The organism is Leclercia sp. S52, from assembly GCF_039727615.1.
Lineage (GTDB): Bacteria > Pseudomonadota > Gammaproteobacteria > Enterobacterales > Enterobacteriaceae > Enterobacter > Enterobacter adecarboxylatus_B.
In genome coordinates this window covers 4671468-4696675 of record NZ_CP152474.1, presented here as the reverse complement: position 1 = coordinate 4696675, position 25208 = coordinate 4671468, and the positions used below count along the sequence as shown (strand labels likewise).

Sequence of the window (25208 nt, the reverse complement as noted above, 5' to 3'; positions counted from 1 at the left end):
GCCCCTGTCTCCAGAGCAAAAAAAAGACCTGAACCCCCCTCTCCGCTCGAAAACGGAGAGGGGGTTCAGGTCTTGCCTACGGATCGTAGTTACACGCCTGTGGGTTTTATATCGTCCAGATTGTGTTTAAAAGTCAAACAGTCACCTCACTTTGCGTAGCGAAATGTGAGCCGCTTAACCTTTTTTAGCACCGTACTGTTGGAACCACGCCAGCATCCGCTGCCAGCCATCTTTGGCTGATTCTGCGTGATAGCTCGGACGATAATCGGCGTTGAAGGCGTGTCCGGCTCCCGGATAAACCACAATCTCCGCCGTTGCGTTTGCCGCGCGCAGCGCATGACGCATGGTCTCTACCGTATCCAGCGGGATCCCGGTATCTTCTGCGCCATAGAGTCCGAGGACGGGCGCGTTCAAATCGGTCGCAATATCCACCGGATGCTTCGGTGAATTCAGCGTCTTTTCGCCCACCAGCTTGCCATACCACGCTACGGCAGCTTTCAGCTGCGGGTTGTGCGCGGCATACAGCCAGCTGATGCGTCCGCCCCAGCAGAAGCCGGTGGCCAGCAGGCGGTGAGGATCGCCCCCGTTGCGCGCCGCCCAGTTGGCGACGTGGTCAAGATCCGCCAGCACCTGAGCATCCGGCACTTTACTTACCAGATTGCTGAACAGGGTGGGAATGTCGTTGTAATCGTTCGGATCGCCCTGACGGAAATAGAGTTCAGGCGCGACGGCCAGATAGCCTTCCAGCGCCAGGCGACGGCAGAGATCGCGAATATGCTCATGCACGCCGAAAATTTCCTGAATCACGATGACGATCGGCAATGCCCCCTGCGCATTTTTGGGCCGGGCATGATAAGCGGGCATATTATCGCCCTGAGTCGGAATAGAGGTCTCCCCGGCGGTAATCGCCTCGTCGGGGGTGGTGACAACGGTTGAGGCTTGCAGATCAGCAGCAGGGGCAAATCCAGATGTTCCAGTCATGGCATTCTCCGTACCAATTAGCGCAAAAGTAAATATAGTCCGCAGGTTAACAATCCACAGTGCCCGAAACAGGCTATCTTTTGTGCAACAGTTAACGATATAACTCGTTAATGTGATGTTAATCACTATTTCATGGTAATTAACTGCAATCAATTTTATTCATGGTGATGTCTGTCACGAAACTAAGCCGATTCCTTCGGTAAAGTACCGCTTTGCTTCTGCTGACAAACTGACCCACAGAGGAGTTTTCTATGTCTAAGTCTGATGTTTTTCATCTCGGCCTCACTAAAAACGATTTACAAGGGGCTACGCTCGCTATCGTCCCTGGCGATCCTGAGCGTGTGGAAAAGATCGCCGCGCTGATGGATAAGCCGGTTAAGCTGGCAGCCCATCGCGAATTCACGACCTGGCGGGCAGAGCTGGATGGCAAAGCGGTGATCGTGTGCTCTACCGGTATCGGTGGCCCGTCTACCTCGATTGCTGTTGAAGAGCTGGCACAGCTGGGCATCCGTACTTTCCTGCGTATCGGTACCACCGGTGCGATCCAGCCGCACATTAACGTTGGCGACGTGCTGGTCACCACTGCGTCCGTTCGTCTGGACGGCGCGAGCCTGCACTTTGCGCCAATGGAGTTCCCGGCAGTGGCCGATTTCGAGTGCACCACCGCGCTGGTGGAAGCCGCGAAATCCGTTGGTGCGACCACGCACGTTGGCGTAACCGCCTCCTCTGATACGTTCTATCCTGGCCAGGAGCGCTACGACACCTTCTCCGGTCGCGTTGTCAGCCGTTTCAAAGGCTCGATGGAAGAGTGGCAGTCTATGGGCGTGATGAACTACGAAATGGAATCTGCCACGCTGCTGACCATGTGCGCAAGCCAGGGTCTGCGTGCCGGTATGGTTGCGGGTGTGATTGTTAACCGTACCCAGCAAGAGATCCCGAACGCCGAAACCATGAAGCAGACCGAAAGCCACGCGGTGAAAATCGTGGTGGAAGCGGCCCGCCGCCTGCTGTAATTTCCCCTTTTCTATGCCAAAGGCCGACCTGTTCGGCCTTTTTCTTTGCGTAGCGCCTCGCAGAAAACCCTTTTCAAACTGGACGTTTATACAGCACAATTCTATTTTGTGCGGGTCATACCTTGATGCAGGGGGCATCGTGGATATTTCCATCCTTTTTTATGCCGTTATTGCGCTGGTCAGCGTCGGCGTGGGCTGGTTGTTCGCCAGCTATCAGCATGCGCAGCAGAAGGCCGATCAGCTTGCCGAACGTGAAGAGATGGTGGCCGATCTCAGTGCATTAAGACAGAACATAGCCCAGAGCGGGCACTGGCGCGACGAATGCGAGCTGCTCAACAACGAGTTGCGCAATCTGCGGGATATCAACACCTCGCTGGAAGCCGACCTGCGCGAAGTCACCACCCGGCTGGAGTCCACCCAGCTGCATGCGGAAGATAAAATCCGCCAGATGCTCAACAGCGAACAGCGCCTGAGCGAGCAGTTTGAAAACCTCGCCAACCGCATCTTTGAGCAGAGTAACCGCCGCGTCGATGAACAAAACCGCCAGAGCCTGAACGGCCTGCTGTCGCCTCTGCGCGAACAGCTGGACGGCTTTCGTCGCCAGGTGCAGGACAGCTTTGGTCAGGAGGCGCGGGAGCGGCACACGCTGGCCCATGAAATCCGTAACCTCCAGCAGCTGAATGCCCAGATGGCGCAGGAGGCTATCAACCTCACTAAAGCGCTGAAAGGCGACAATAAAACCCAGGGCAACTGGGGCGAAGTGGTTCTGACCCGCGTGCTGGAGGCTTCTGGCCTGCGCGAGGGCCACGAATATCAAACCCAGGTCAGCATTGAAACCGAAAACCGCGCGCGAATGCAGCCTGACGTCATTGTCCGTCTGCCGCAGGAGAAGGACGTGGTTATCGACGCCAAAATGACCCTGGTGGCCTATGAGCGCTACTTCAACGCCGAAGACGACTACACCCGCGAGACGGCTCTGCAGGAGCATATCGCCTCGGTGCGTAACCATATCCGCCTGCTGGGACGCAAAGACTACCAGCAGTTACCCGGCCTGCGTTCTCTGGACTACGTGCTAATGTTTATCCCGGTTGAACCGGCTTTCTTACTGGCGCTGGACCGCCAGCCGGAGCTGATCTCCGAGGCGCTGAAAAACAACATTATGCTGGTCAGCCCCACCACGCTGCTGGTGGCGCTGCGCACTATTGCCAATCTGTGGCGCTATGAGCACCAGAGCCGCAATGCCCAGCAGATTGCCGATCGCGCCAGCCGCCTGTATGACAAAATGCGCCTGTTCGTCGATGACATGTCGTCGGTCGGGCAGAGCCTGGATCGCGCCCAGGATAACTACCGTCAGGCGATGAAAAAGCTGGCCTCCGGGCGCGGTAACCTGCTGGCTCAGGCCGAATCGTTCCGCAGCCTTGGCGTGGAAGTAAAACGCGAGATTAATCCGGAATTGGTTGAACAGGCCACGTCGCAGGATGAAGAGTACCGGCTGCGCAGTGACGAGCCAGTTCAAAATACAAACAATACCTTAGCAGGCGCGCAGGCGTCGGCTGACCCCCTGGAGCGTTATTCCCGGGGTGGTTGAATCGTAGGGCAAATGCGCCCAATCTGTTACACTTCTCGAACATTTGACTGATAAGCAGGCTCTGAGATGGTTGAAGATTCACAAGACACAACGCACTTTGGCTTTCAGACTGTCGCTAAAGCGCAGAAAGCTGACATGGTGGCCCACGTATTCCATTCCGTGGCGGCGAAGTACGATGTAATGAATGACCTGATGTCATTCGGCATTCATCGCTTGTGGAAGCGCTTCACTATTGACTGTAGCGGCGTGCGTCGTGGACAAACCGTGCTGGATCTGGCCGGCGGCACCGGCGACCTGACGGCGAAATTCTCGCGTCTGGTGGGTGAAACGGGCCGCGTTGTGCTGGCTGATATCAACGACTCGATGCTGAAAATGGGTCGTGAAAAACTGCGCAACATCGGCGTGGTCGGCAATGTTGAATATGTTCAGGCGAACGCTGAAGCGCTGCCTTTCCCGGATAACACCTTTGACTGCATCACCATCTCTTTCGGTCTGCGTAACGTCACCGATAAAGAGAAAGCGCTGCGCTCCATGTACCGCGTGCTGAAACCGGGTGGACGCCTGCTGGTGCTGGAGTTCTCCAAACCCATTATTGAGCCGCTGAGCAAAGCCTACGATGCCTATTCGTTCCACATTCTGCCGCGCATTGGCGAAATGGTGGCTAACGACGCAGACAGCTATCGCTACCTGGCCGAATCCATCCGTATGCACCCAAATCAGGACACCTTAAAAGCCCTGATGCAGGATGCCGGCTTTGACAATGTTGACTACTTCAACATGACGGCAGGCGTTGTCGCGCTGCATCGCGGTTATAAGTTCTGAGTGGAGGTGGCAGATGCCGTTTAAACCCTTGATCACAGCCGGTGTGGAAAACGTACTAAATACCTTTCTGTACCGGTCTCCCGCGCTGAAAACGGCGCGTCAGCGTCTGAACGGCAAAGTGCTGCGGGTAGTATTAAAAGAGTTTTCGACCCCGCTGGTGCTGGTGTTCAGCGAGCGTCAGCTCGACGTGCTCGGCGAGTGGGAAGGCGAGGCCGACTGCTCCGTCATCACCCATATGAACACGCTGCCCAAACTGCGCGATCGCCAGCAGCTTACCGCCCTGATCCGCAGCGGCGAGCTGGAGGTTCAAGGCGATATTCAGGTGGTGCAAAACTTTGTCGCGCTGGCCGATCTGGCCGAGTTCGATCCGGCAGAGCTGCTGGCCCCGTGGACAGGCGATATTGCCGCTGAGGGGATCGGTAAAGTGTTGCGCGGCGGCGCCTCCTTGCTGAAGAAGGGTTTTATGCGCCAGCAACGCTATGCCGCAGAAGTGCTGACCGAGGAGTGGCGCATGGCGCCGGGGCCGCTGGAAGCGGCATGGTTCGCAGAAGAGACCGCCGCGGTTGAGCGTGCGGTTGATGCACTGACAAAACGGCTTGAAAAACTGGAGGGCAAATGACGCCTGGTGAAATTCGGCGCCTCTACTTTATCATCCGCACCTTTTTGAGTTACGGGCTCGACGAGCTTATCCCCCGAATGCGCATCACACTGCCGCTGCGTATCTGGCGGCGAACGCTATTCTGGATGCCAAATCGCCATCAGGACAAACTGCTTGGTGAGCGTCTGCGTCTGGCGCTTCAGGAGCTGGGGCCTGTCTGGATCAAGTTCGGCCAGATGCTCTCCACCCGTCGTGACCTGTTCCCGCCTATGATCGCCGATCAGCTGGCGATGCTGCAGGATAAAGTTGCCCCATTCGACGGTAAGCTGGCGAAGCAGCAGATCGAAAAAGCGATGGGCGACATCCCGGTTGAAACCTGGTTTGATGATTTCGACATTCAGCCGCTAGCTTCCGCCTCCATTGCGCAGGTTCATACCGCACGGCTGAAAGAGAATGGCAAAGAGGTGGTCATCAAGGTGATCCGCCCGGACATTCTGCCGATCATCAGAGCCGACATGAAACTCATCTATCGCCTGGCCCGCTGGGTACCGCGTCTGCTGCCGGATGGCCGCCGTCTGCGCCCAATGGAAGTGGTGCGCGAATATGAAAAGACGCTGATTGATGAGCTGAACCTGCTGCGTGAATCGGCGAACGCCATTCAGCTGCGCCGCAACTTTGAAAACAGCCCGATGCTGTATGTGCCGGAAGTCTATTCCGACTATTGCAGCCAGGACATGATGGTGATGGAGCGTATCTACGGGATCCCGGTCTCGGACGTCGCAACCCTGGAAAAGCAGGGCACCAACATGAAGCTGCTGGCCGAGCGTGGTGTACAGGTCTTCTTCACCCAGGTGTTCCGCGACAGCTTCTTCCACGCCGACATGCACCCGGGCAATATCTTCGTCAGCTACGAGCACCCTGAAGATCCGCAGTATATCGGTATCGACTGCGGTATCGTCGGCTCGCTGAACAAAGAAGATAAGCGCTATCTGGCCGAGAACTTTATCGCCTTCTTTAACCGCGATTACCGCAAAGTGGCCGAGCTGCACGTCGATTCCGGTTGGGTTCCGCCGGATACCAACGTTGAAGAGTTTGAGTTCGCCATTCGTACGGTCTGTGAGCCTATCTTCGAGAAGCCGCTGGCTGAGATCTCGTTCGGCCATGTGCTGCTGAACCTGTTCAATACCGCTCGTCGCTTTAATATGGAAGTGCAGCCGCAGTTAGTTTTACTTCAGAAAACATTACTTTACGTTGAAGGGGTGGGGCGACAGCTCTATCCTCAGTTAGACTTATGGAAAACGGCAAAACCCTTCCTTGAGTCGTGGATCAAAGACCAGGTTGGCCTTCCGGCGCTGGTGCGCTCCCTGAAAGAGAAAGCACCGTTCTGGATTGAAAAAATGCCCGAAATTCCTGAACTGGTGTATGACAGTTTGCGTCAGAGCAAAAACTTGCAACACAGCGTGGATAAAATTGCCCGCGAGTTGCAGACCAACCATGTGCGTCAGGGGCAGTCCCGGTATCTGTTTGGCATTGGGGCGGTACTGATGTTAAGCGGCACGCTGCTGCTGATTAACCGTCCTGAGTGGGAGCTCATGCCTGCCTGGTTGATGGCGGGTGGCGTGGTTGTCTGGTTAGCCGGATGGCGCAAAACGCGCTGAATTGCGTCGCACTAGCAGGGCCGCGTAACGTATAATGCGGCCTGCTTAATTAATCATCTACAACTGGGGAAGATGTATGGGTGGTATCAGTATCTGGCAATTGTTGATCATTGCCGTCATCGTCGTGCTGCTGTTCGGTACCAAAAAACTCGGTTCTATCGGTTCCGATCTCGGCGCGTCCATCAAAGGCTTCAAGAAAGCGATCAAAGATGATGACGAGAAGCAGGATAAATCCAGCCAGGATGCGGATTTCACTGCTAAATCTATCGCCGATAAACAAGACGATGCCAAAAAGGAAAACGCTAAACGCCACGATAACGAGCAGGTGTAATTCGTGTTCGATATCGGTTTTAGTGAACTGCTGCTGGTCTTCGTGATTGGCCTCATTGTCCTGGGGCCACAACGTCTGCCTGTGGCGGTAAAAACGGTTGCAGGCTGGGTGCGTGCGCTGCGATCGCTGGCGACAACGGTGCAAAATGAGCTGGCCCAGGAGCTTAAGCTGCAGGAGTTTCAGGACAGCCTGAAAAAGGTTGAAAAGGCGAGCATGGAAAACCTGACGCCGGAACTGAAAGCCTCGATGGACGAACTGCGCGAAGCGGCGGAATCCATGAAGCGCTCTTACAGCGTCAACGATCCTGAAAAAGCGAGCGATGAAGCCAATACCATTCGCAACCCGCTGGTCAAAGATAACGAAGCGCAGCATGAAGGCGTGACGCCTGCCACTGCTGAGCATCAGGCTACCGCGCCCGAACAGGCGCCAGCCGAGCCGGTGACCCCAAAACAAGAACCGACGCCAGCGCCCGCAGAGAAAAAGCCTGCACCCGCGGCTGCCGCGTCCCCCTCGTCGAGTGATAAAGCGTAAACATGGCAGTAGATGAAACTCAACCGCTGATTACGCACCTGATCGAGCTGCGTAAACGCCTGCTGAACTGCATTATTGCGGTTTTGCTCATTTTTTTATGCCTGGTCTATTTTGCCAACGACATCTATCAGGTGGTCTCTGCGCCCCTGATTAAGCAGATGCCGCTCGGGGCAACCATGATCGCCACCGACGTGGCGTCGCCTTTCTTCACGCCGATCAAGCTGACCTTCTGGGTGTCGCTGATTGCCTCTGCGCCGGTGATCCTCTACCAGGTCTGGGCCTTTATTGCCCCCGCGCTGTACAAGCATGAACGCCGCCTGGTGATCCCGCTGCTGGTCTCCAGCTCGCTGCTGTTTTATATCGGCATGGCCTTTGCCTACTTCGTGGTCTTCCCGCTGGCCTTTGGCTTCCTGGCAAATACCGCGCCGGTAGGGGTCCAGGTCTCCACTGATATTGCCAGTTATCTCAGCTTTGTGATGGCGCTGTTTATGGCCTTCGGCGTGGCGTTTGAGGTGCCGGTTGCCATCGTGCTGCTCTGTTGGATGGGGATCACCACCCCGGATGAATTACGCAAAAAGCGGCCTTACATTCTGGTAGGCGCCTTTGTTGTGGGCATGCTGTTAACGCCGCCGGACGTCTTCTCGCAAACTCTGCTGGCGATCCCGATGTATTGCCTGTTTGAGGTGGGCGTTTTCTTCTCGCGCTTCTATACCGGTAAGCGACGTGAAGATCTCGACGAAGAGTCAGAAGAGACAAAAGAATAACACCAACCGCCCGCCAGGGCGGTTGTCATATGGGAGCCTGTATGTTTGATATCGGTCTGAACCTGACCAGCCCGCAGTTTGCCCAGGATCGCGATGAGGTGGTAGCCAGGGCCGCCGCCGCCGGGGTTAACGGCTTACTGCTGACGGGTACCAACCTGCACGAAAGCGAGCAGGCGCGGCAGCTGGCGCAGCGCTACGACCGCTGCTGGTCAACGGCGGGTGTACATCCGCACGACAGCAGCCAGTGGACCGCAGAGAGTGCCGACACGCTCCGGGCCTTAGCCGCAGCGCCTGAGGTGGTGGCTATCGGTGAGTGTGGTCTCGACTTCAATCGTAACTTTTCGACCCCCGCTGAACAGGAGCATGCCTTTAGCGCCCAGCTGGCGTTAGCGGCGGAGCTGGGCATGCCGGTATTTATGCACTGCCGTGACGCTCACGAACGCTTTCTGGCACTGCTGGAACCCTGGCTGGATAAACTGCCCGGGGCGGTGCTGCACTGTTTTACCGGCACGCGGCAGGAGGCAATAGACTGTCTGGATCGTGGATTGTATCTGGGGATTACCGGCTGGGTCTGCGATGAACGACGCGGGCTGGAGCTGCGCGAGCTGCTGCCGGTCATTCCTGCCGATCGTCTGCTAGTGGAGACAGATGCGCCTTATCTGCTGCCGCGCGATCTCCGTCCAAAACCGGCATCGCGACGCAATGAACCGGCTTATCTGGGACATATCATGGAACGGGTCGCCCACTGGCGCGGCGAAGAGGCGCAGTGGCTGGCAGCACAGACGGATGACAACGTGCGTCGTCTGTTTGACGTCGACTTTTAAACTTTACGGAAGCTGGTATTTTTCACGCTCTGCTTCACTTCTTTATTCAGTAAGTTCAGCAGCAGCATGGAACGGGCTTCACCGTCCGGTTCAGCGAAAATCGCAACCAGCCCTTCAAAGGCCCCTTCGGTGATCACTACATCGTCGCCGGAGAAGGGGGTATCGGGATCGGTAATGCCTTCAGGCTGTTTGTAGACCGAGAGCTGGTGGATCACGGAAGAGGGCACCGTGGCCGGATGCGCGCCAAAGCGCACGAAGTGGCTGACACCGCGCGTCGCATTAATAGTGGTGGTGTGGATCACTTCGGGGTCGAATTCAACAAACAGGTAGTTAGGGAACAGCGGTTCACTGACGGTGGTGCGTTTTCCGCGAACCATTTTTTCCAGCGTGATCACAGGCGTCAGACAGTTCACCGCCTGGCGTTCCAGATGTTCCTGAGCGCGCTGAAGTTGCCCACGCTTGCAATACAGTAAATACCAGGCCTGCATAATGACTCTTTTCCGCTTGTTATGCCGGCAAGCATATCAAAACCCTGGCGGGATCGCTAAGCTGATTATAATGGCCGTACGCAGAAGAAGCCGTGAATCTTCACGCTTATTTAACAAAAATACAGCATCAGGCAGTCTTACGCCGTATAATGAAACGCTTACAGAGAGAGCTTGACTAACTGCATGAAATACAACGATCTACGCGACTTCCTGGAACTGCTGGAAAAGCAGGGCGAACTCAAACGCATCACCCTTCCTGTCGATCCTTATCTGGAGATGACAGAGATTGCCGACCGCACTCTGCGCGCCGGTGGGCCAGCGCTCCTGTTTGAAAACCCGAAAGGCTATACCATGCCGGTGCTCTGCAACCTGTTTGGCACACCAAAACGGGTGGCGATGGGCATGGGTCAGGAGGATGTCAGCGCGTTGCGTGAAGTGGGTAAGCTGCTGGCCTTTTTAAAAGAGCCTGAGCCGCCAAAAGGGTTTCGCGATCTCTTCGATAAGCTGCCGCAGTTTAAGCAAGTCCTGAATATGCCGACCAAACGTCTGCGCGGCGCACCCTGCCAGCAGAAAATCCTGGAAGGCGATGCGGTCGATCTGACGCGTATCCCAATCATGCAGTGCTGGCCCGAAGACGCGGCCCCGCTGATCACCTGGGGTCTGACCGTGACGCGCGGTCCGCACAAAGAGCGCCAGAATCTCGGGATCTATCGTCAGCAGCTGATTGGTAAGAATAAATTGATTATGCGCTGGCTGTCGCATCGCGGCGGCGCGCTTGATTTCCAGGAGTGGTGTGCGGCCCATCCTGGTGAACGCTTCCCGGTTGCCGTGGCGCTGGGCGCCGATCCGGCCACCATTCTCGGTGCCGTCACGCCGGTGCCGGATACCCTGTCGGAATACGCCTTTGCCGGGCTGCTGCGCGGTACCAAAACCGAAGTGGTGAAATGCGTTTCTAACGATCTGGAAGTGCCTGCCAGCGCCGAAATCGTGCTCGAAGGCTACATCGAGGCGGGTGAGATGGCCCCGGAAGGTCCGTATGGCGACCACACCGGCTATTACAACGAAATCGACAGCTTCCCGGTGTTTACCGTGACGCACATTACCCAGCGTGAAGATGCCATTTACCACTCCACCTACACGGGTCGTCCGCCGGATGAGCCCGCGGTGCTCGGTGTGGCGCTGAACGAAGTCTTTGTGCCGATCCTGCAGAAGCAGTTCCCGGAAATTGTTGATTTCTATCTGCCGCCGGAAGGGTGCTCCTATCGCCTGGCGGTGGTAACCATTAAGAAGCAGTATGCGGGTCACGCTAAACGGGTGATGATGGGCGTATGGTCTTTCCTGCGCCAGTTTATGTACACCAAGTTTGTGATCGTTTGCGATGATGACGTTAACGCCCGTGACTGGAATGACGTGATCTGGGCCATTACCACCCGTATGGATCCGGCGCGCGATACCGTGTTAGTTGAAAACACGCCGATAGATTACCTGGATTTTGCCTCACCGGTTTCCGGTCTTGGCTCAAAAATGGGACTGGATGCCACCAATAAATGGCCCGGCGAAACCCAACGTGAATGGGGTCGTCCGATCAAAAAGGATCCTGAGGTGACTGCGCGAATTGACGCGATCTGGGATGAACTGGCCATAATGAATAACGGTAAAGACGCCTGAATGCGGCCGTTATGCCCTATTGACTTCCCGACAGAGAGAGCGAATGACAACCTTAAGCTGTAAAGTGACTTCGGTAGACGCTATCACCGACACCGTATATCGCGTCCGTTTAGTACCTGAATCGGCGTTCTCCTTCCGCGCTGGCCAGTATTTAATGGTGGTGATGGATGAGCGGGATAAGCGCCCTTTCTCAATGGCCTCGACGCCGGACGAGCAAGAGTTTATCGAGCTGCACATTGGGGCGTCTGAGCTCAACCTGTATGCGATGGCGGTGATGGATCGCATCCTGAAAGAGAACGAGATCGAGATTGATATTCCTCACGGCGAAGCCTGGCTGCGCGATGACGAAGAGCGTCCACTGATCCTGATTGCGGGCGGCACCGGTTTCTCCTACGTGCGCTCCATTCTGCTGACGGCGCTGGCGCGTAACCCGGATCGTGACATCACCATCTACTGGGGTGGCCGCGAAGCGAAGCATCTTTACGATCTCTCCGAGCTGGAAGCGTTGAGCGTGACCCATCCCAACCTGCGGGTTGAGCCAGTGGTTGAGCAGCCGGAAGAGGGCTGGCGCGGTCGCAGCGGCACCGTGCTGACGGCGGTGCTGCAGGATCATGGCACGCTGGTGAACCACGATATCTATATTGCCGGCCGGTTTGAGATGGCGAAAATTGCCCGGGACCTGTTCTGCAACGAACGTAACGCCCGTGAAGATCGCCTGTTTGGCGACGCATTTGCGTTTATCTGATAAGAAAAAACCCGCCCCTGACAGGCGGGAAAACGGCAACTAAACCTTTTCTCTTTGCCATTGTTTCTAATGGCAGCCAGATACCTTTCGTAGGCCGGGCAAGCGTAGCGCCCCCGGCAAAAGCCCGATGGCGCGTTGCTTATCGGGCCTACGTTTAAGCCTTAAACCCTTTCAAACACCGTCGCGATCCCCTGACCCAGCCCGATACACATGGTTGCCAGACCAAACTGGGCATCTTTGCGTTCCATCAGGTTGATCAGCGTGGTGCTGATACGCGCCCCGGAACAACCCAGCGGGTGACCCAGCGCAATGGCACCGCCGTTGAGGTTAATCTTCTCGTCGATCTGATCCATCAGGCCCAGATCCTTAATGCACGGCAGGATCTGCGCGGCGAAGGCTTCGTTCATCTCGAAGAGGTCGATATCGCTGGCGGAGAGCCCGGCTTTTTTCAGCGCCAGCTTAGAGGCCGGCACCGGGCCGTAACCCATGATGGACGGATCGCAACCCACTACCGCCATCGAGCGGATGCGGGCGCGCGGCGTCAGCCCCAGCTCGCGGGCACGGCTTTCGCTCATCACCAGCATCGCCGCCGCACCATCGGACAGGGCAGAAGAGCTGCCTGCCGTCACGGTGCCGGTGACCGGATCAAAGGCCGGTTTCAGCGTCGAGAGGGCCTCAACGGTGGTTTCCGGGCGGATCACTTCATCGAAATAGAACTGCTTCAGCACGCCGTCAGCGTCGTGACCGCCGGTGGGCAGAATCTCATTTTTGAATGCGCCGGACTGCGTCGCGGCCCAGGCACGGGCGTGGGAGCGGGCGGCAAAGCTGTCCTGCATTTCACGGCTGATACCGTGCAGGCGGGAGAGCATCTCTGCCGTCAGGCCCATCATGCCCGCAGCTTTCGCCACGGTGCGGCTCATGCCGGGGTGGAAATCGACGCCGTGGTTCATCGGCACGTGGCCCATGTGCTCCACGCCGCCAATCATGCACACCTGCGCATCGCCGGTCATGATCATGCGTGCCGCATCGTGCAGGGCCTGCATTGACGAACCGCACAGGCGGTTGACGGTGACAGCCGGTACCGAATGCGGGATTTCCGCCAGCAGGGCCGCATTACGGGCGATGTTAAAACCCTGCTCCAGGGTCTGCTGAACGCAGCCCCAGTAGATATCGTCCAGCGCGGTAGCTTCCAGCGCCGGGTTGCGCGCCAGCAGGCTACGCATTAAATGTGCGGAGAGATCTTCCGCGCGCACGTTACGAAATGCGCCGCCCTTCGAACGGCCCATCGGGGTGCGAATTGCATCGACAATGACAACCTGTTCCATTGTGACTCCTTAAGCCGTTTTCAGTGCGCCAACCGGACGGGCAGGCTCAACCGGGGGATAGTACGCTTCATTATTACGCGCTTTGGTACGCAGACCTTCCGGAGCCTGATACAGCGCGCCGAGATGCTCATACTGCTGCGTCATATCCAGATAGCGGGCGCTGCCCAGCGTATCCAGCCAGCGGAACGCGCCGCCGTGGAACGGAGGGAAGCCCAGGCCGTACACCAGCGCCATATCCGCTTCCGCAGGGCTGGCAATAACGCCCTCTTCGAGACAGCGCACCACTTCGTTGACCATCGGGATCATCATGCGGGCAATAATCTCTTCGTCGCTGAAATCGCGCTTCGCGTGGCTGACCTCTGCCAGCAGGCTATCCACGGCTGCGTCTTCCTCTTTCTTCGGTTTGCCCTTGCTGTCTTCTTTATAACGCCAGAAGCCGAGGCCGTTTTTCTGCCCGTAGCGGTTCGATTCGTACAGAGCGTCGATGGCATCGCGGTAATCTTTCTGCATCCGCTGTGGGAAGCCTGCCGCCATCACCGCCTGAGCGTGATGCGCGGTATCAATCCCGACCACGTCCAGCAGATAAGCCGGGCCCATCGGCCAGCCAAACTGTTTTTCCATCACTTTGTCGATCTTGCGGAAATCTGCCCCGTCGCGCAGCAGCTGGCTAAAACCGGCAAAGTACGGGAACAGCACGCGGTTGACGAAGAAGCCCGGGCAGTCGTTAACCACAATCGGGGTTTTGCCCATCTTGCTGGCCCAGGCCACCACTTTGGCGAGGGTCTCGTCAGAGGTTTTCTCCCCGCGGATCACTTCAACCAGCGGCATACGGTGCACCGGGTTAAAGAAGTGCATGCCGCAGAAGTTTTCCGGGCGCTTGAGGACGCTGGCCAGTTCGCTGATGGGGATGGTGGAGGTGTTGGAGGCCAGGACCGTATCCGGGTGGACCTTGTCTTCCGTCTCTGCCAGCACCGCTTTTTTCACTTTCGGGTTTTCGACCACCGCTTCGACAACCACATCTACACGATCGAACCCGCTGTATTCCAGGGTCGGGTGAATAGTGGAGATCACTCCGGAGAGCTTCAGGCCGTCGATTTTGCCGCGTTCGAGCTGTTTGTTCAGCAGCTTGGCCGCTTCGGTCATGCCCAGGGTCAGCGACTTCTCGTTGATGTCTTTCATCACCACCGGCACGCCTTTCCACGCCGACTGGTAAGCGATGCCGCCTCCCATAATGCCTGCGCCCAGCACCGCCGCCTGTTTTGGCGTCTCAACATTTTTGGTGAGCTGCTTCGCTTTGCCTTTCACGAACTGATCGTTGAGGAAAATACCGACCAGCGCACGGGCTTCGTTGGTGTGAGCCAGCGGGACAAAACTTTGGTTTTCTAATTTCAGTGCTTCGTCACGGCCCAGACGTGCGGCGGCTTCGATGGTTTTCACCGCGGTGATCGGCGCCGGATAGTGTTTACCCGTCGTCTGCATCACCATGCCTTTGGCAATGGTGAAACTCATGGTGGCTTCAATTTTACTTAAGTGCAGAGGCTCCAGCTTCGGCTGACGCTTCGCTTTCCAGTCGAGGTCGCCGTTGATCGCCTGACGCAGAATGGCCAGCGCCCCTTCATGCAGTTTTTCAGGCTTAACCACGCCATCCACCAGACCGAGTTTTAACGCCTGATCGGCACCCACGTCTTTACCGGCCGCAATGATCTCCAGGGCGCTGTCGGCACCCAGCAGGCGCGGCAGACGGACCGAGCCGCCAAAGCCCGGCATAATGCCCAGCTTGGTTTCCGGCAGGCCGATGCGCAGATCCGGCGTGGCCAGACGGTAATCGGTCGCCAGCACGCATTCGCAGCCGCCGCCGAGCGCATAGCCGTTGACCGCGGCGATGGTCGGGACCGGCAGATCTTCCAGGCGGTTAAAGACGCTGTTGGCAAAATGCAGCCACTGGCTCAGCTGCTCCTGGGGGACCAGGAACAGGGAGAGAAATTCGGTGATGTCTGCGCCGACGATAAATGCCGCTTTTTCGGAACGCAGCAGCAGACCTTTTAGGTCGGCTTGTTTTTCAAGCACGTCCAGCGCGTGGCCAAGGCTGGCCACGGTTGCGGTGTCCAGTTTATTCACTGAGCCGGGGGCGTCGAACACCAGTTCGGCAATGCCACCTTCCAGCCAGTCTACGTACAGGGTGTCGCCTTTGTAGAGCATGTCGGTCTCCTGAATCCAGCAATTGGATCTGGTCATACCAGATGATTCGGAGTGTGGGTTTTGTGTTAATGAAATGCAAATTACTCATTAAATAATTGTAGGTCTGATCACGCTCGGCGGAGATCACGCAGCCTTTCTGAGGTGTGCTAAGATGCGGTGACTTGAGGTCAAAACAAAAGGAAGAACGATGGACTCACTGGCCGCGCTGTATAAAAATCACATTGTTACGTTACAGGAACGTACCCGCGACGTACTGGCTCGCTTTAAGCTGGATGCCTTGCTCATCCACTCCGGCGAGCTGTTTAATGTCTTTCTCGACGATCACGCTTATCCCTTCAAGGTGAACCCGCAATTTAAAGCCTGGGTGCCGGTAACCCAGGTTCCCAATTGCTGGTTGCTGGTGGATGGCGTGAACAAGCCAAAACTGTGGTTCTACCTGCCGGTGGATTACTGGCACAACGTGGAACCGCTGCCGACCTCCTTCTGGACGGAAGAGATCGAGGTGATTGCCCTGCCGAAAGCCGACGGCATTGGCAGCCAGTTACCTGCTACCCGCGGCAACATTGCCTACATTGGCCCGGTACCGGAGCGCGCGCGCGGTCTGGAGATCGCTGCGGATAACATCAACCCGAAAGGCGTGATCGACTATCTGCACTACTACCGCTCCTATAAGACCGACTATGAGCTGGCGTGCATGCGTGAAGCGCAAAAAACGGCGGTCAACGGCCACCGTGCGGCGCACGAAGCCTTCCTGTCCGGCATGAGCGAGTTCGATATTAACCAGGCCTACCTGACCGCCACCGGCCATCGTGATACCGACGTGCCGTACAGCAACATCGTGGCGCTGAATGAGCACGCGGCGGTGCTGCACTACACCAAACTCGATCACCGCGCGCCGTCCGAAATGCGCAGCTTCCTGCTGGATGCCGGGGCAGAGTACAACGGCTATGCCGCTGACCTGACCCGTACCTGGGCCGGCAACAGCGATACCGAGTTCGCCCAGCTGATCAAAGACGTGAATGAAGAACAGCTGGCCCTGATCGCCACCATGAAGGCCGGTGTGAGCTACGTGGATTACCACGTTCAGTTCCATCAGCGCATTGCGAAGCTGCTGCGTAAACATCAGATCGTCAGCGATATGAGCGAAGAGGCGATGGTGGAAAACGACCTGACCGGGCCGTTTATGCCGCACGGTATCGGCCACCCGCTGGGTCTGCAGGTGCACGACACCGCTGGCTTTATGCAGGATGACACCGGTACCCATCTGGCGGCGCCGTCCAAATATCCTTACCTGCGCTGCACCCGCATCCTGCAGCCGCGCATGGTGCTGACCATCGAGCCGGGCATCTACTTCATTGAGTCTCTGCTGGCGCCGTGGCGCGAAGGGCAGTTCAGCAAGCACTTCAACTGGCAGAAAATTGAAGCGCTGAAGCCGTTTGGTGGCATCCGTATCGAAGATAACGTGGTGATCCACGAAAACGGTACGGAAAACATGACGCGAGATCTGAAGCTGGCGTAATGGAGAGCTGGCTCATACCGGCAGCGCCGGTCACCTTTACGGAAGAGATCAAAAAAAGCCGTTTCATCACGCTGTTGGCCCATACCGACGGCGTGGAGGCGGCAAAAGCCTTTGTTGAGTCAGTACGGGCAGAACATCCTGACGCCCGCCACCACTGCGTGGCGTGGGTGGCCGGGCCGCCTGATGATTCACAGAAGCTGGGGTTCTCGGATGATGGTGAACCGGCGGGCACGGCGGGCAAACCCATGCTCTCCCAGTTAATGGGCAGCGGCGTTGGCGAAATCACCGCCGTCGTGGTGCGTTACTACGGCGGCGTTTTATTGGGAACGGGCGGGCTGGTTAAGGCCTATGGCGGCGGGGTCCAGCAGGCGCTGAATCATCTGACAACGATCCGCAAAACGCCACTTACCGAATATACTTTATTGTGCGATTACGCCCAGTTATCCGGCATCGAAGCGTTGCTGAAGCAGTATCAGGGCCTGATTGTGCACAGTGATTACCAGGCGACGGTGCAATTGCGTGTGGCGCTACCCCAGGCGTCGCTTCCGGCATTCTCAGCAAAACTGGCTGATTTTAGTCGTGGTTCGTTGCAATTACGGCCGATTGAAGAATAATCCCCACCTTACTTATTGAATACCTAAGGAAGCGGCAGAGATGCATTTTCGTGCCATAACCCGAATCGTTGGATTGCTGGTCATACTCTTTTCCGGGACGATGATCCTCCCCGGACTGGTGGCGCTTATTTATCGGGATGGTGCGGGCCGGGCCTTTACGCAGACCTTTTTCGTCGCGCTGATGATTGGCTCCCTGCTGTGGTGGCCTAACCGTCGTGAGAAAGGGGAGCTCAAATCCCGCGAAGGCTTCCTGATCGTGGTGCTGTTCTGGACCGTGCTGGGCAGCGTGGGGGCATTGCCCTTCATCTTTTCTGAACAGCCCAACCTGACCATCACCGATGCGTTCTTTGAATCCTTCTCAGGGCTGACCACCACCGGGGCAACCACGCTGGTGGGGCTGGACTCGCTGCCCCATGCCATCCTCTTTTACCGGCAGATGCTGCAGTGGTTTGGCGGGATGGGGATCATCGTATTAGCCGTGGCGATCCTGCCGATACTGGGCGTCGGGGGGATGCAGCTCTACCGGGCCGAGATGCCGGGGCCGCTGAAAGATAACAAGATGCGCCCGCGTATCGCCGAGACGGCTAAAACCTTGTGGCTCATCTATGTGCTGCTGACCGTCGCCTGTGCGCTGGCGCTGTGGTTTGCCGGGATGCCGGCCTTTGATGCTATCGGCCATAGCTTTGCCACCATCGCGATTGGCGGGTTTTCTACCCATGATGCCAGCATCGGCTATTTTGACAGCCCGACGATCAACACCATCATTGCGGTCTTCCTGCTCATCTCCGGCTGTAACTATGGTCTGCACTTCTCTTTACTGAGTGGCCGTAACCTGAAGGTGTACTGGCGCGATCCGGAATTCCGCATGTTTATCGGCGTGCAGCTGACGCTGGTGGTGATCTGCACCCTGGTGCTGTGGCTACACGATGTCTATGCTTCGGCGGTCACCACGCTGAACCAGGCCTTCTTCCAGGTGGTGTCGATGGCGACGACCGCAGGCTTTACCACCGACAGCATTGCGCGCTGGCCGCTTTTCCTGCCGGTCCTGCTACTCTGTTCGGCCTTCATCGGCGGCTGTGCCGGGTCGACGGGCGGTGGTTTGAAAGTGATCCGTATCCTGCTGCTGTTCAAGCAGGGCAACCGCGAGCTTAAACGTCTGGTGCACCCGAATGCGGTTTACAGCATCAAGCTGGGTAACCGCGCGCTGCCGGAACGTATTCTCGAAGCGGTGTGGGGCTTCTTCTCCGCCTATGCGCTGGTCTTCATCGTCAGCATGCTGGCGATTATCGCGACGGGCGTGGATGACTTCTCGGCGTTCGCCTCCGTTGTGGCCACACTGAATAACCTGGGACCCGGCCTTGGCGTGGTCGCAGATAACTTTGCCAGCATGAATCCGACCGCGAAGTGGATCCTGATTGCCAACATGCTGTTCGGGCGTCTTGAGGTCTTTACGCTGTTGGTCCTCTTTACCCCAACATTCTGGCGCGAATAAAAGGGAGCCATTTGTGAAAACACTTATTCTATTTTCAACGCGCGACGGGCAAACGCGCGAGATTGCCGCTTTTTTGGCTTCTGAGTTAAAAGAGCAGGGCATCTATGCCGACGTCATTAACCTGAACCGCGCCGAAGAGATTGCGTGGCAGGAGTATGACCGCGTGGTGATCGGCGCTTCCATACGCTACGGCCATTTCCATCCGGCGGTGGATCGCTTTGTGAAAAAGCATACGGCAGCGCTGAACAGCCTGCCGGGCGCTTTCTTCTCCGTGAACCTGGTAGCGCGTAAAGCGGAGAAGCGTACCCCGCAGACCAACAGCTACACGCGTAAGTTTTTGCTGAGCTCGCCCTGGAAGCCAGCTGCCTGTGCCGTCTTTGCCGGCGCGCTGCGTTACCCACGCTATCGCTGGTACGATCGCTTTATGATCCGTCTTATTATGAAGATGACCGGCGGCGAAACGGATACACGCAAAGAAGTGGTCTATACCGACTGGCCCCAGGTCTCCAGTTTCGCCCGTGAAATCGCGCAATTAACCGGCAATCCGCGGCTTTAATAAACGTAAAGATTGAAAAGTAAGCGAACGAAAAACTTTTTGAGATTTATGCTTGTCACCGCCGAAGAACTCCCTATAATGCGCCTCCACTGACACGGAACAACGGCAGACAAGCCGCCGGGTCAGCAGAGAAAAGCGCGAAATAATCGCTTGACTCTGAAAGAGGAAAACGTATTATACGGGACCTCGCAACGGTGAGCGAAAGCCGCGTTGCACTGCTCTTTAACAATTTATCAGACAATCTGTGTGGGCACTCAAAGTGACATGGATTCTTAATGTCTTCGGACAATAAATGAATACCAAGTCTCTGAGTGAACATACGTAATTCATTACGAAGTTTAATTCACGAGCATCAAACTTAAATTGAAGAGTTTGATCATGGCTCAGATTGAACGCTGGCGGCAGGCCTAACACATGCAAGTCGAGCGGCAGCGGAAAGTAGCTTGCTACTTTGCCGGCGAGCGGCGGACGGGTGAGTAATGTCTGGGAAACTGCCTGATGGAGGGGGATAACTACTGGAAACGGTAGCTAATACCGCATAACGTCGCAAGACCAAAGAGGGGGACCTTCGGGCCTCTTGCCATCAGATGTGCCCAGATGGGATTAGCTAGTAGGTGGGGTAATGGCTCACCTAGGCGACGATCCCTAGCTGGTCTGAGAGGATGACCAGCCACACTGGAACTGAGACACGGTCCAGACTCCTACGGGAGGCAGCAGTGGGGAATATTGCACAATGGGCGCAAGCCTGATGCAGCCATGCCGCGTGTATGAAGAAGGCCTTCGGGTTGTAAAGTACTTTCAGCGGGGAGGAAGGTGCTGAGGTTAATAACCTCAGCAATTGACGTTACCCGCAGAAGAAGCACCGGCTAACTCCGTGCCAGCAGCCGCGGTAATACGGAGGGTGCAAGCGTTAATCGGAATTACTGGGCGTAAAGCGCACGCAGGCGGTCTGTCAAGTCGGATGTGAAATCCCCGGGCTCAACCTGGGAACTGCATTCGAAACTGGCAGGCTAGAGTCTTGTAGAGGGGGGTAGAATTCCAGGTGTAGCGGTGAAATGCGTAGAGATCTGGAGGAATACCGGTGGCGAAGGCGGCCCCCTGGACAAAGACTGACGCTCAGGTGCGAAAGCGTGGGGAGCAAACAGGATTAGATACCCTGGTAGTCCACGCCGTAAACGATGTCGACTTGGAGGTTGTTCCCTTGAGGAGTGGCTTCCGGAGCTAACGCGTTAAGTCGACCGCCTGGGGAGTACGGCCGCAAGGTTAAAACTCAAATGAATTGACGGGGGCCCGCACAAGCGGTGGAGCATGTGGTTTAATTCGATGCAACGCGAAGAACCTTACCTACTCTTGACATCCAGAGAACTTAGCAGAGATGCTTTGGTGCCTTCGGGAACTCTGAGACAGGTGCTGCATGGCTGTCGTCAGCTCGTGTTGTGAAATGTTGGGTTAAGTCCCGCAACGAGCGCAACCCTTATCCTTTGTTGCCAGCGGTTAGGCCGGGAACTCAAAGGAGACTGCCAGTGATAAACTGGAGGAAGGTGGGGATGACGTCAAGTCATCATGGCCCTTACGAGTAGGGCTACACACGTGCTACAATGGCGCATACAAAGAGAAGCGACCTCGCGAGAGCAAGCGGACCTCATAAAGTGCGTCGTAGTCCGGATTGGAGTCTGCAACTCGACTCCATGAAGTCGGAATCGCTAGTAATCGTAGATCAGAATGCTACGGTGAATACGTTCCCGGGCCTTGTACACACCGCCCGTCACACCATGGGAGTGGGTTGCAAAAGAAGTAGGTAGCTTAACCTTCGGGAGGGCGCTTACCACTTTGTGATTCATGACTGGGGTGAAGTCGTAACAAGGTAACCGTAGGGGAACCTGCGGTTGGATCACCTCCTTACCTTAAAGAACCTGCCTTTGCAGTGCTCACACAGATTGTCTGATGAAAAGTAAGCAGTAAAAAATCTCTGCAGGCTTGTAGCTCAGGTGGTTAGAGCGCACCCCTGATAAGGGTGAGGTCGGTGGTTCAAGTCCACTCAGGCCTACCAAACTCCTTGTGATAAAGGATGAGCGGTACAGAGATTAGCATTTTGCGATGGGGTTATAGCTCAGCTGGGAGAGCGCCTGCCTTGCACGCAGGAGGTCTGCGGTTCGATCCCGCATAGCTCCACCATCCTTTACTGCGACAACAAGAAAACTTCAGAGTGTACCTGAGAAGGTGCGCTGCGAAGTTTTGCTCTTTAAAAATCTGGATCAAGCTGAAAATTGAAACGACACGCCGTGTCTGTTCTCCGTAATAAGAGCAGATAAGCGGTGTGTTGGAGTCTCTCAAATTTTCGCAATCAGAAGTGAAACATCTTCGGGTTGTGAGGTTAAGCGACCAAGCGTACACGGTGGATGCCTAGGCAGTCAGAGGCGATGAAGGACGTGCTAATCTGCGATAAGCGTCGGTAAGGTGATATGAACCGTTATAACCGACGATTTCCGAATGGGGAAACCCAGTGCAATCCGTTGCACTATCGTTAAGTGAATACATAGCTTAACGAAGCGAACCAGGGGAACTGAAACATCTAAGTACCCTGAGGAAAAGAAATCAACCGAGATTCCCCCAGTAGCGGCGAGCGAACGGGGAACAGCCCAGAGTCTGAATCAGCATGTGTGTCAGTGGAAGCGTCTGGAAAGTCGCAGGGTACAGGGTGATACTCCCGTACACGAAGATACACTTGCTGTGAACTCGAAGAGTAGGGCGGGACACGTGGTATCCTGTCTGAATATGGGGGGACCATCCTCCAAGGCTAAATACTCCTGACTGACCGATAGTGAACCAGTACCGTGAGGGAAAGGCGAAAAGAACCCCGGCGAGGGGAGTGAAAAAGAACCTGAAACCGTGTACGTACAAGCAGTGGGAGCACCCTTGTGGTGTGACTGCGTACCTTTTGTATAATGGGTCAGCGACTTATATTCTGTAGCAAGGTTAACCGTATAGGGGAGCCGAAGGGAAACCGAGTCTTAACTGGGCGTTAAGTTGCAGGGTATAGACCCGAAACCCGGTGATCTAGCCATGGGCAGGTTGAAGGTTGGGTAACACTAACTGGAGGACCGAACCGACTAATGTTGAAAAATTAGCGGATGACTTGTGGCTGGGGGTGAAAGGCCAATCAAACCGGGAGATAGCTGGTTCTCCCCGAAAGCTATTTAGGTAGCGCCTCGTGAATTCATCTCCGGGGGGTAGAGCACTGTTTCGGCTAGGGGGCCATCCCGGCTTACCAACCCGATGCAAACTGCGAATACCGGAGAATGTTATCACGGGAGACACACGGCGGGTGCTAACGTCCGTCGTGAAGAGGGAAACAACCCAGACCGCCAGCTAAGGTCCCAAAGTCATGGTTAAGTGGGAAACGATGTGGGAAGGCACAGACAGCCAGGATGTTGGCTTAGAAGCAGCCATCATTTAAAGAAAGCGTAATAGCTCACTGGTCGAGTCGGCCTGCGCGGAAGATGTAACGGGGCTAAACCATGCACCGAAGCTGCGGCAGCGACACTATGTGTTGTTGGGTAGGGGAGCGTTCTGTAAGCCGTCGAAGGTGGACTGTGAGGTCTGCTGGAGGTATCAGAAGTGCGAATGCTGACATAAGTAACGATAAAGCGGGTGAAAAGCCCGCTCGCCGGAAGACCAAGGGTTCCTGTCCAACGTTAATCGGGGCAGGGTGAGTCGACCCCTAAGGCGAGGCCGAAAGGCGTAGTCGATGGGAAACAGGTTAATATTCCTGTACTCGGTGTTACTGCGAAGGGGGGACGGAGAAGGCTATGTTGGCCGGGCGACGGTTGTCCCGGTTTAAGCATGTAGGCGGAGGTTCCAGGTAAATCCGGTACCTTTTCAACGCTGAGGTGTGATGACGAGGCACTACGGTGCTGAAGCAACAAATGCCCTGCTTCCAGGAAAAGCCTCTAAGCATCAGGTAACATCAAATCGTACCCCAAACCGACACAGGTGGTCAGGTAGAGAATACCAAGGCGCTTGAGAGAACTCGGGTGAAGGAACTAGGCAAAATGGTGCCGTAACTTCGGGAGAAGGCACGCTGATATGTAGGTGAAGCCCCTGCGGGTGGAGCTGAAATCAGTCGAAGATACCAGCTGGCTGCAACTGTTTATTAAAAACACAGCACTGTGCAAACACGAAAGTGGACGTATACGGTGTGACGCCTGCCCGGTGCCGGAAGGTTAATTGATGGGGTTAGCGGCAACGCGAAGCTCTTGATCGAAGCCCCGGTAAACGGCGGCCGTAACTATAACGGTCCTAAGGTAGCGAAATTCCTTGTCGGGTAAGTTCCGACCTGCACGAATGGCGTAATGATGGCCAGGCTGTCTCCACCCGAGACTCAGTGAAATTGAAATCGCTGTGAAGATGCAGTGTACCCGCGGCAAGACGGAAAGACCCCGTGAACCTTTACTATAGCTTGACACTGAACACTGGTCCTTGATGTGTAGGATAGGTGGGAGGCTTTGAAGCGTGGACGCCAGTCTGCGTGGAGCCAACCTTGAAATACCACCCTTTAATGGCTGGTGTTCTAACGTGGACCCGTTACCCGGGTTGCGGACAGTGTCTGGTGGGTAGTTTGACTGGGGCGGTCTCCTCCTAAAGAGTAACGGAGGAGCACGAAGGTTAGCTAATCCTGGTCGGACATCAGGAGGTTAGTGCAATGGCATAAGCTAGCTTGACTGCGAGAGTGACGGCTCGAGCAGGTGCGAAAGCAGGTCATAGTGATCCGGTGGTTCTGTATGGAAGGGCCATCGCTCAACGGATAAAAGGTACTCCGGGGATAACAGGCTGATACCGCCCAAGAGTTCATATCGACGGCGGTGTTTGGCACCTCGATGTCGGCTCATCACATCCTGGGGCTGAAGTAGGTCCCAAGGGTACGGCTGTTCGCCGTTTAAAGTGGTACGCGAGCTGGGTTTAGAACGTCGTGAGACAGTTCGGTCCCTATCTGCCGTGGGCGCTGGAGAATTGAGGGGGGGCTGCTCCTAGTACGAGAGGACCGGAGTGGACGCATCACTGGTGTTCGGGTTGTCATGCCAATGGCACTGCCCGGTAGCTAAATGCGGAAGAGATAAGTGCTGAAAGCATCTAAGCACGAAACTTGCCCCGAGATGAGTTCTCCCTGAGCCTTTAAGGCTCCTGAAGGAACGTTGAAGACGACGACGTTGATAGGTCGGGTGTGTAAGCGCAGCGATGCGTTGAGCTAACCGATACTAATGAACCGTGAGGCTTAACCTTACAACGCCGAAGCTGTTTCGGCGGATTTGAGACGATTTTCAGCTGATACAGATTAACTGACAGGCCCGAAGGGCGTGTCGGAGACAGAATTTGCCTGGCGGCTGTAGCGCGGTGGTCCCACCTGACCCCATGCCGAACTCAGAAGTGAAACGCCGTAGCGCCGATGGTAGTGTGGGGTCTCCCCATGCGAGAGTAGGGAACTGCCAGGCATC

19 protein-coding genes, 2 tRNA genes and 3 rRNA genes are annotated in these 25208 nt (G+C 56.1%); 20 read left to right on the top strand and 4 right to left on the bottom strand.

What is annotated here, in order from left to right; all coding sequences use genetic code 11:
- Window positions 1–174: 174 nt before the first annotated feature.
- The gene (locus tag AAHB66_RS22575) at window positions 175–981 is read right to left on the bottom strand and encodes a dienelactone hydrolase family protein (RefSeq protein ID WP_347114651.1); all 807 of its coding nucleotides are present in this window, start codon (window positions 979–981) and stop codon (window positions 175–177) included.
- Between the two features lie 251 nt (window positions 982–1232).
- Between AAHB66_RS22575 and udp the strand changes: the two genes are divergently transcribed.
- The 9 genes from udp to tatD all read left to right on the top strand — a co-directional run bounded on the left by udp (window position 1233) and on the right by tatD (window position 9110).
- Window positions 1233–1994 (top strand): uridine phosphorylase, encoded by a 762-nt coding sequence (udp, locus tag AAHB66_RS22570; protein ID WP_045417628.1) that lies wholly within the window; start codon window positions 1233–1235, stop codon window positions 1992–1994.
- A gap of 139 nt (window positions 1995–2133) precedes the next feature.
- Window positions 2134–3582 carry a DNA recombination protein RmuC gene (gene rmuC / locus AAHB66_RS22565; RefSeq protein ID WP_347114650.1) on the top strand — a complete coding sequence of 483 codons (1449 nt, stop codon included), beginning with the start codon at window positions 2134–2136 and terminating at the stop codon, window positions 3580–3582.
- Between the two features lie 66 nt (window positions 3583–3648).
- Window positions 3649–4404, top strand: coding sequence for a bifunctional demethylmenaquinone methyltransferase/2-methoxy-6-polyprenyl-1,4-benzoquinol methylase UbiE (gene ubiE / locus AAHB66_RS22560; RefSeq protein WP_347114648.1), 756 nt, complete (start codon window positions 3649–3651; stop codon window positions 4402–4404).
- Window positions 4405–4417: 13 nt separating this feature from the next.
- A complete protein-coding gene (ubiJ, locus tag AAHB66_RS22555; RefSeq protein WP_347114647.1) occupies window positions 4418–5023 on the top strand; it encodes a ubiquinone biosynthesis protein UbiJ in 606 nt (201 codons plus the stop codon).
- Window positions 5020–6660: a ubiquinone biosynthesis regulatory protein kinase UbiB gene (gene ubiB / locus AAHB66_RS22550; protein ID WP_347114646.1), complete on the top strand. Its 1641-nt coding sequence runs from the start codon at window positions 5020–5022 to the stop codon at window positions 6658–6660. Before ubiJ ends, ubiB begins: the two co-directional genes overlap by 4 nt.
- A 76-nt stretch (window positions 6661–6736) precedes the next feature.
- On the top strand, window positions 6737–6991 hold the full coding sequence (gene tatA / locus AAHB66_RS22545; RefSeq protein ID WP_032615095.1) for a Sec-independent protein translocase subunit TatA: 255 nt from the start codon (window positions 6737–6739) through the stop codon (window positions 6989–6991).
- A 3-nt stretch (window positions 6992–6994) separates the two neighbouring features.
- A complete protein-coding gene (tatB, locus tag AAHB66_RS22540) occupies window positions 6995–7522 on the top strand; it encodes a Sec-independent protein translocase protein TatB (RefSeq protein WP_347114645.1) in 528 nt (175 codons plus the stop codon).
- A 2-nt stretch (window positions 7523–7524) separates the two neighbouring features.
- On the top strand, window positions 7525–8286 hold the full coding sequence (gene tatC, locus AAHB66_RS22535; RefSeq protein WP_347114644.1) for a Sec-independent protein translocase subunit TatC: 762 nt from the start codon (window positions 7525–7527) through the stop codon (window positions 8284–8286).
- A gap of 41 nt (window positions 8287–8327) precedes the next feature.
- Window positions 8328–9110, top strand: coding sequence for a 3'-5' ssDNA/RNA exonuclease TatD (gene tatD, locus AAHB66_RS22530; protein ID WP_347114643.1), 783 nt, complete (start codon window positions 8328–8330; stop codon window positions 9108–9110).
- Here tatD and rfaH read toward each other — a convergent pair.
- A complete protein-coding gene (gene rfaH / locus AAHB66_RS22525; RefSeq protein ID WP_333854917.1) occupies window positions 9107–9598 on the bottom strand; it encodes a transcription/translation regulatory transformer protein RfaH in 492 nt (163 codons plus the stop codon). The genes tatD and rfaH overlap by 4 nt on opposite strands.
- Window positions 9599–9781: 183 nt before the next feature.
- Here rfaH and ubiD point away from each other — a divergent pair, with 183 nt between their 5' ends.
- Window positions 9782–11266 carry a 4-hydroxy-3-polyprenylbenzoate decarboxylase gene (gene ubiD, locus AAHB66_RS22520; RefSeq protein ID WP_262660750.1) on the top strand — a complete coding sequence of 495 codons (1485 nt, stop codon included), beginning with the start codon at window positions 9782–9784 and terminating at the stop codon, window positions 11264–11266.
- A gap of 43 nt (window positions 11267–11309) precedes the next feature.
- A complete protein-coding gene (gene fre, locus AAHB66_RS22515; protein ID WP_262660751.1) occupies window positions 11310–12011 on the top strand; it encodes an NAD(P)H-flavin reductase in 702 nt (233 codons plus the stop codon).
- Window positions 12012–12172: 161 nt separating this feature from the next.
- Here the strand turns inward: fre and fadA are convergent, their stop codons facing one another.
- Complete coding sequence (fadA, locus tag AAHB66_RS22510; RefSeq protein WP_231313462.1) at window positions 12173–13336, bottom strand: acetyl-CoA C-acyltransferase FadA; 1164 nt, start codon at window positions 13334–13336, stop codon at window positions 12173–12175.
- 9 nt (window positions 13337–13345) lie between these two features.
- A complete protein-coding gene (fadB, locus tag AAHB66_RS22505; RefSeq protein ID WP_347116546.1) occupies window positions 13346–15535 on the bottom strand; it encodes a fatty acid oxidation complex subunit alpha FadB in 2190 nt (729 codons plus the stop codon).
- Window positions 15536–15722: 187 nt separating this feature from the next.
- Between fadB and pepQ the strand changes: the two genes are divergently transcribed.
- From pepQ to rrf, 9 genes are all read left to right on the top strand, one after another.
- A complete protein-coding gene (gene pepQ, locus AAHB66_RS22500; RefSeq protein WP_347114641.1) occupies window positions 15723–17054 on the top strand; it encodes a Xaa-Pro dipeptidase in 1332 nt (443 codons plus the stop codon).
- On the top strand, window positions 17054–17668 hold the full coding sequence (locus AAHB66_RS22495; protein WP_347114640.1) for an IMPACT family protein: 615 nt from the start codon (window positions 17054–17056) through the stop codon (window positions 17666–17668). Before pepQ ends, AAHB66_RS22495 begins: the two co-directional genes overlap by 1 nt.
- Before the next feature lie 40 nt (window positions 17669–17708).
- On the top strand, window positions 17709–19160 hold the full coding sequence (gene trkH / locus AAHB66_RS22490) for a Trk system potassium transporter TrkH (protein WP_142487485.1): 1452 nt from the start codon (window positions 17709–17711) through the stop codon (window positions 19158–19160).
- A 13-nt stretch (window positions 19161–19173) separates the two neighbouring features.
- Window positions 19174–19716 carry a menaquinone-dependent protoporphyrinogen IX dehydrogenase gene (hemG, locus tag AAHB66_RS22485; protein ID WP_347114638.1) on the top strand — a complete coding sequence of 181 codons (543 nt, stop codon included), beginning with the start codon at window positions 19174–19176 and terminating at the stop codon, window positions 19714–19716.
- Window positions 19717–20076: 360 nt separating this feature from the next.
- Window positions 20077–21618: ribosomal RNA gene (locus AAHB66_RS22480) — 16S ribosomal RNA — on the top strand.
- 71 nt (window positions 21619–21689) lie between these two features.
- Window positions 21690–21766, top strand: a tRNA-Ile gene (locus tag AAHB66_RS22475).
- 49 nt (window positions 21767–21815) lie between these two features.
- Window positions 21816–21891 (top strand) — tRNA-Ala (locus AAHB66_RS22470).
- Window positions 21892–22088: 197 nt separating this feature from the next.
- Window positions 22089–24996: ribosomal RNA gene (locus AAHB66_RS22465) — 23S ribosomal RNA — on the top strand.
- A gap of 93 nt (window positions 24997–25089) precedes the next feature.
- Window positions 25090–25205, top strand: a 5S ribosomal RNA gene (rrf, locus tag AAHB66_RS22460).
- The 16S, 23S and 5S rRNA genes sit together here with 2 tRNA genes alongside, the layout of an rRNA operon.
- Window positions 25206–25208 lie beyond the last annotated feature (3 nt).

What these genes read in the sequence shown, in the direction of transcription:
- AAHB66_RS22575 (WP_347114651.1), bottom strand. Translation starts at nt 981, where the DNA reads ATGACTGGAACATCTGGATTTGCCCCTGCTGCTGATCTGCAAGCCTCA.
- udp (WP_045417628.1), top strand. Translation starts at nt 1,233, where the DNA reads ATGTCTAAGTCTGATGTTTTTCATCTCGGCCTCACTAAAAACGATTTA.
- ubiE (WP_347114648.1), top strand. Translation starts at nt 3,649, where the DNA reads ATGGTTGAAGATTCACAAGACACAACGCACTTTGGCTTTCAGACTGTC.
- ubiJ (WP_347114647.1), top strand. Translation starts at nt 4,418, where the DNA reads ATGCCGTTTAAACCCTTGATCACAGCCGGTGTGGAAAACGTACTAAAT.
- ubiB (WP_347114646.1), top strand. Translation starts at nt 5,020, where the DNA reads ATGACGCCTGGTGAAATTCGGCGCCTCTACTTTATCATCCGCACCTTT.
- tatA (WP_032615095.1), top strand. Translation starts at nt 6,737, where the DNA reads ATGGGTGGTATCAGTATCTGGCAATTGTTGATCATTGCCGTCATCGTC.
- tatC (WP_347114644.1), top strand. Translation starts at nt 7,525, where the DNA reads ATGGCAGTAGATGAAACTCAACCGCTGATTACGCACCTGATCGAGCTG.
- tatD (WP_347114643.1), top strand. Translation starts at nt 8,328, where the DNA reads ATGTTTGATATCGGTCTGAACCTGACCAGCCCGCAGTTTGCCCAGGAT.
- rfaH (WP_333854917.1), bottom strand. Translation starts at nt 9,598, where the DNA reads ATGCAGGCCTGGTATTTACTGTATTGCAAGCGTGGGCAACTTCAGCGC.
- ubiD (WP_262660750.1), top strand. Translation starts at nt 9,782, where the DNA reads ATGAAATACAACGATCTACGCGACTTCCTGGAACTGCTGGAAAAGCAG.
- fre (WP_262660751.1), top strand. Translation starts at nt 11,310, where the DNA reads ATGACAACCTTAAGCTGTAAAGTGACTTCGGTAGACGCTATCACCGAC.
- fadA (WP_231313462.1), bottom strand. Translation starts at nt 13,336, where the DNA reads ATGGAACAGGTTGTCATTGTCGATGCAATTCGCACCCCGATGGGCCGT.
- fadB (WP_347116546.1), bottom strand. Translation starts at nt 15,535, where the DNA reads ATGCTCTACAAAGGCGACACCCTGTACGTAGACTGGCTGGAAGGTGGC.
- pepQ (WP_347114641.1), top strand. Translation starts at nt 15,723, where the DNA reads ATGGACTCACTGGCCGCGCTGTATAAAAATCACATTGTTACGTTACAG.
- AAHB66_RS22495 (WP_347114640.1), top strand. Translation starts at nt 17,054, where the DNA reads ATGGAGAGCTGGCTCATACCGGCAGCGCCGGTCACCTTTACGGAAGAG.
- trkH (WP_142487485.1), top strand. Translation starts at nt 17,709, where the DNA reads ATGCATTTTCGTGCCATAACCCGAATCGTTGGATTGCTGGTCATACTC.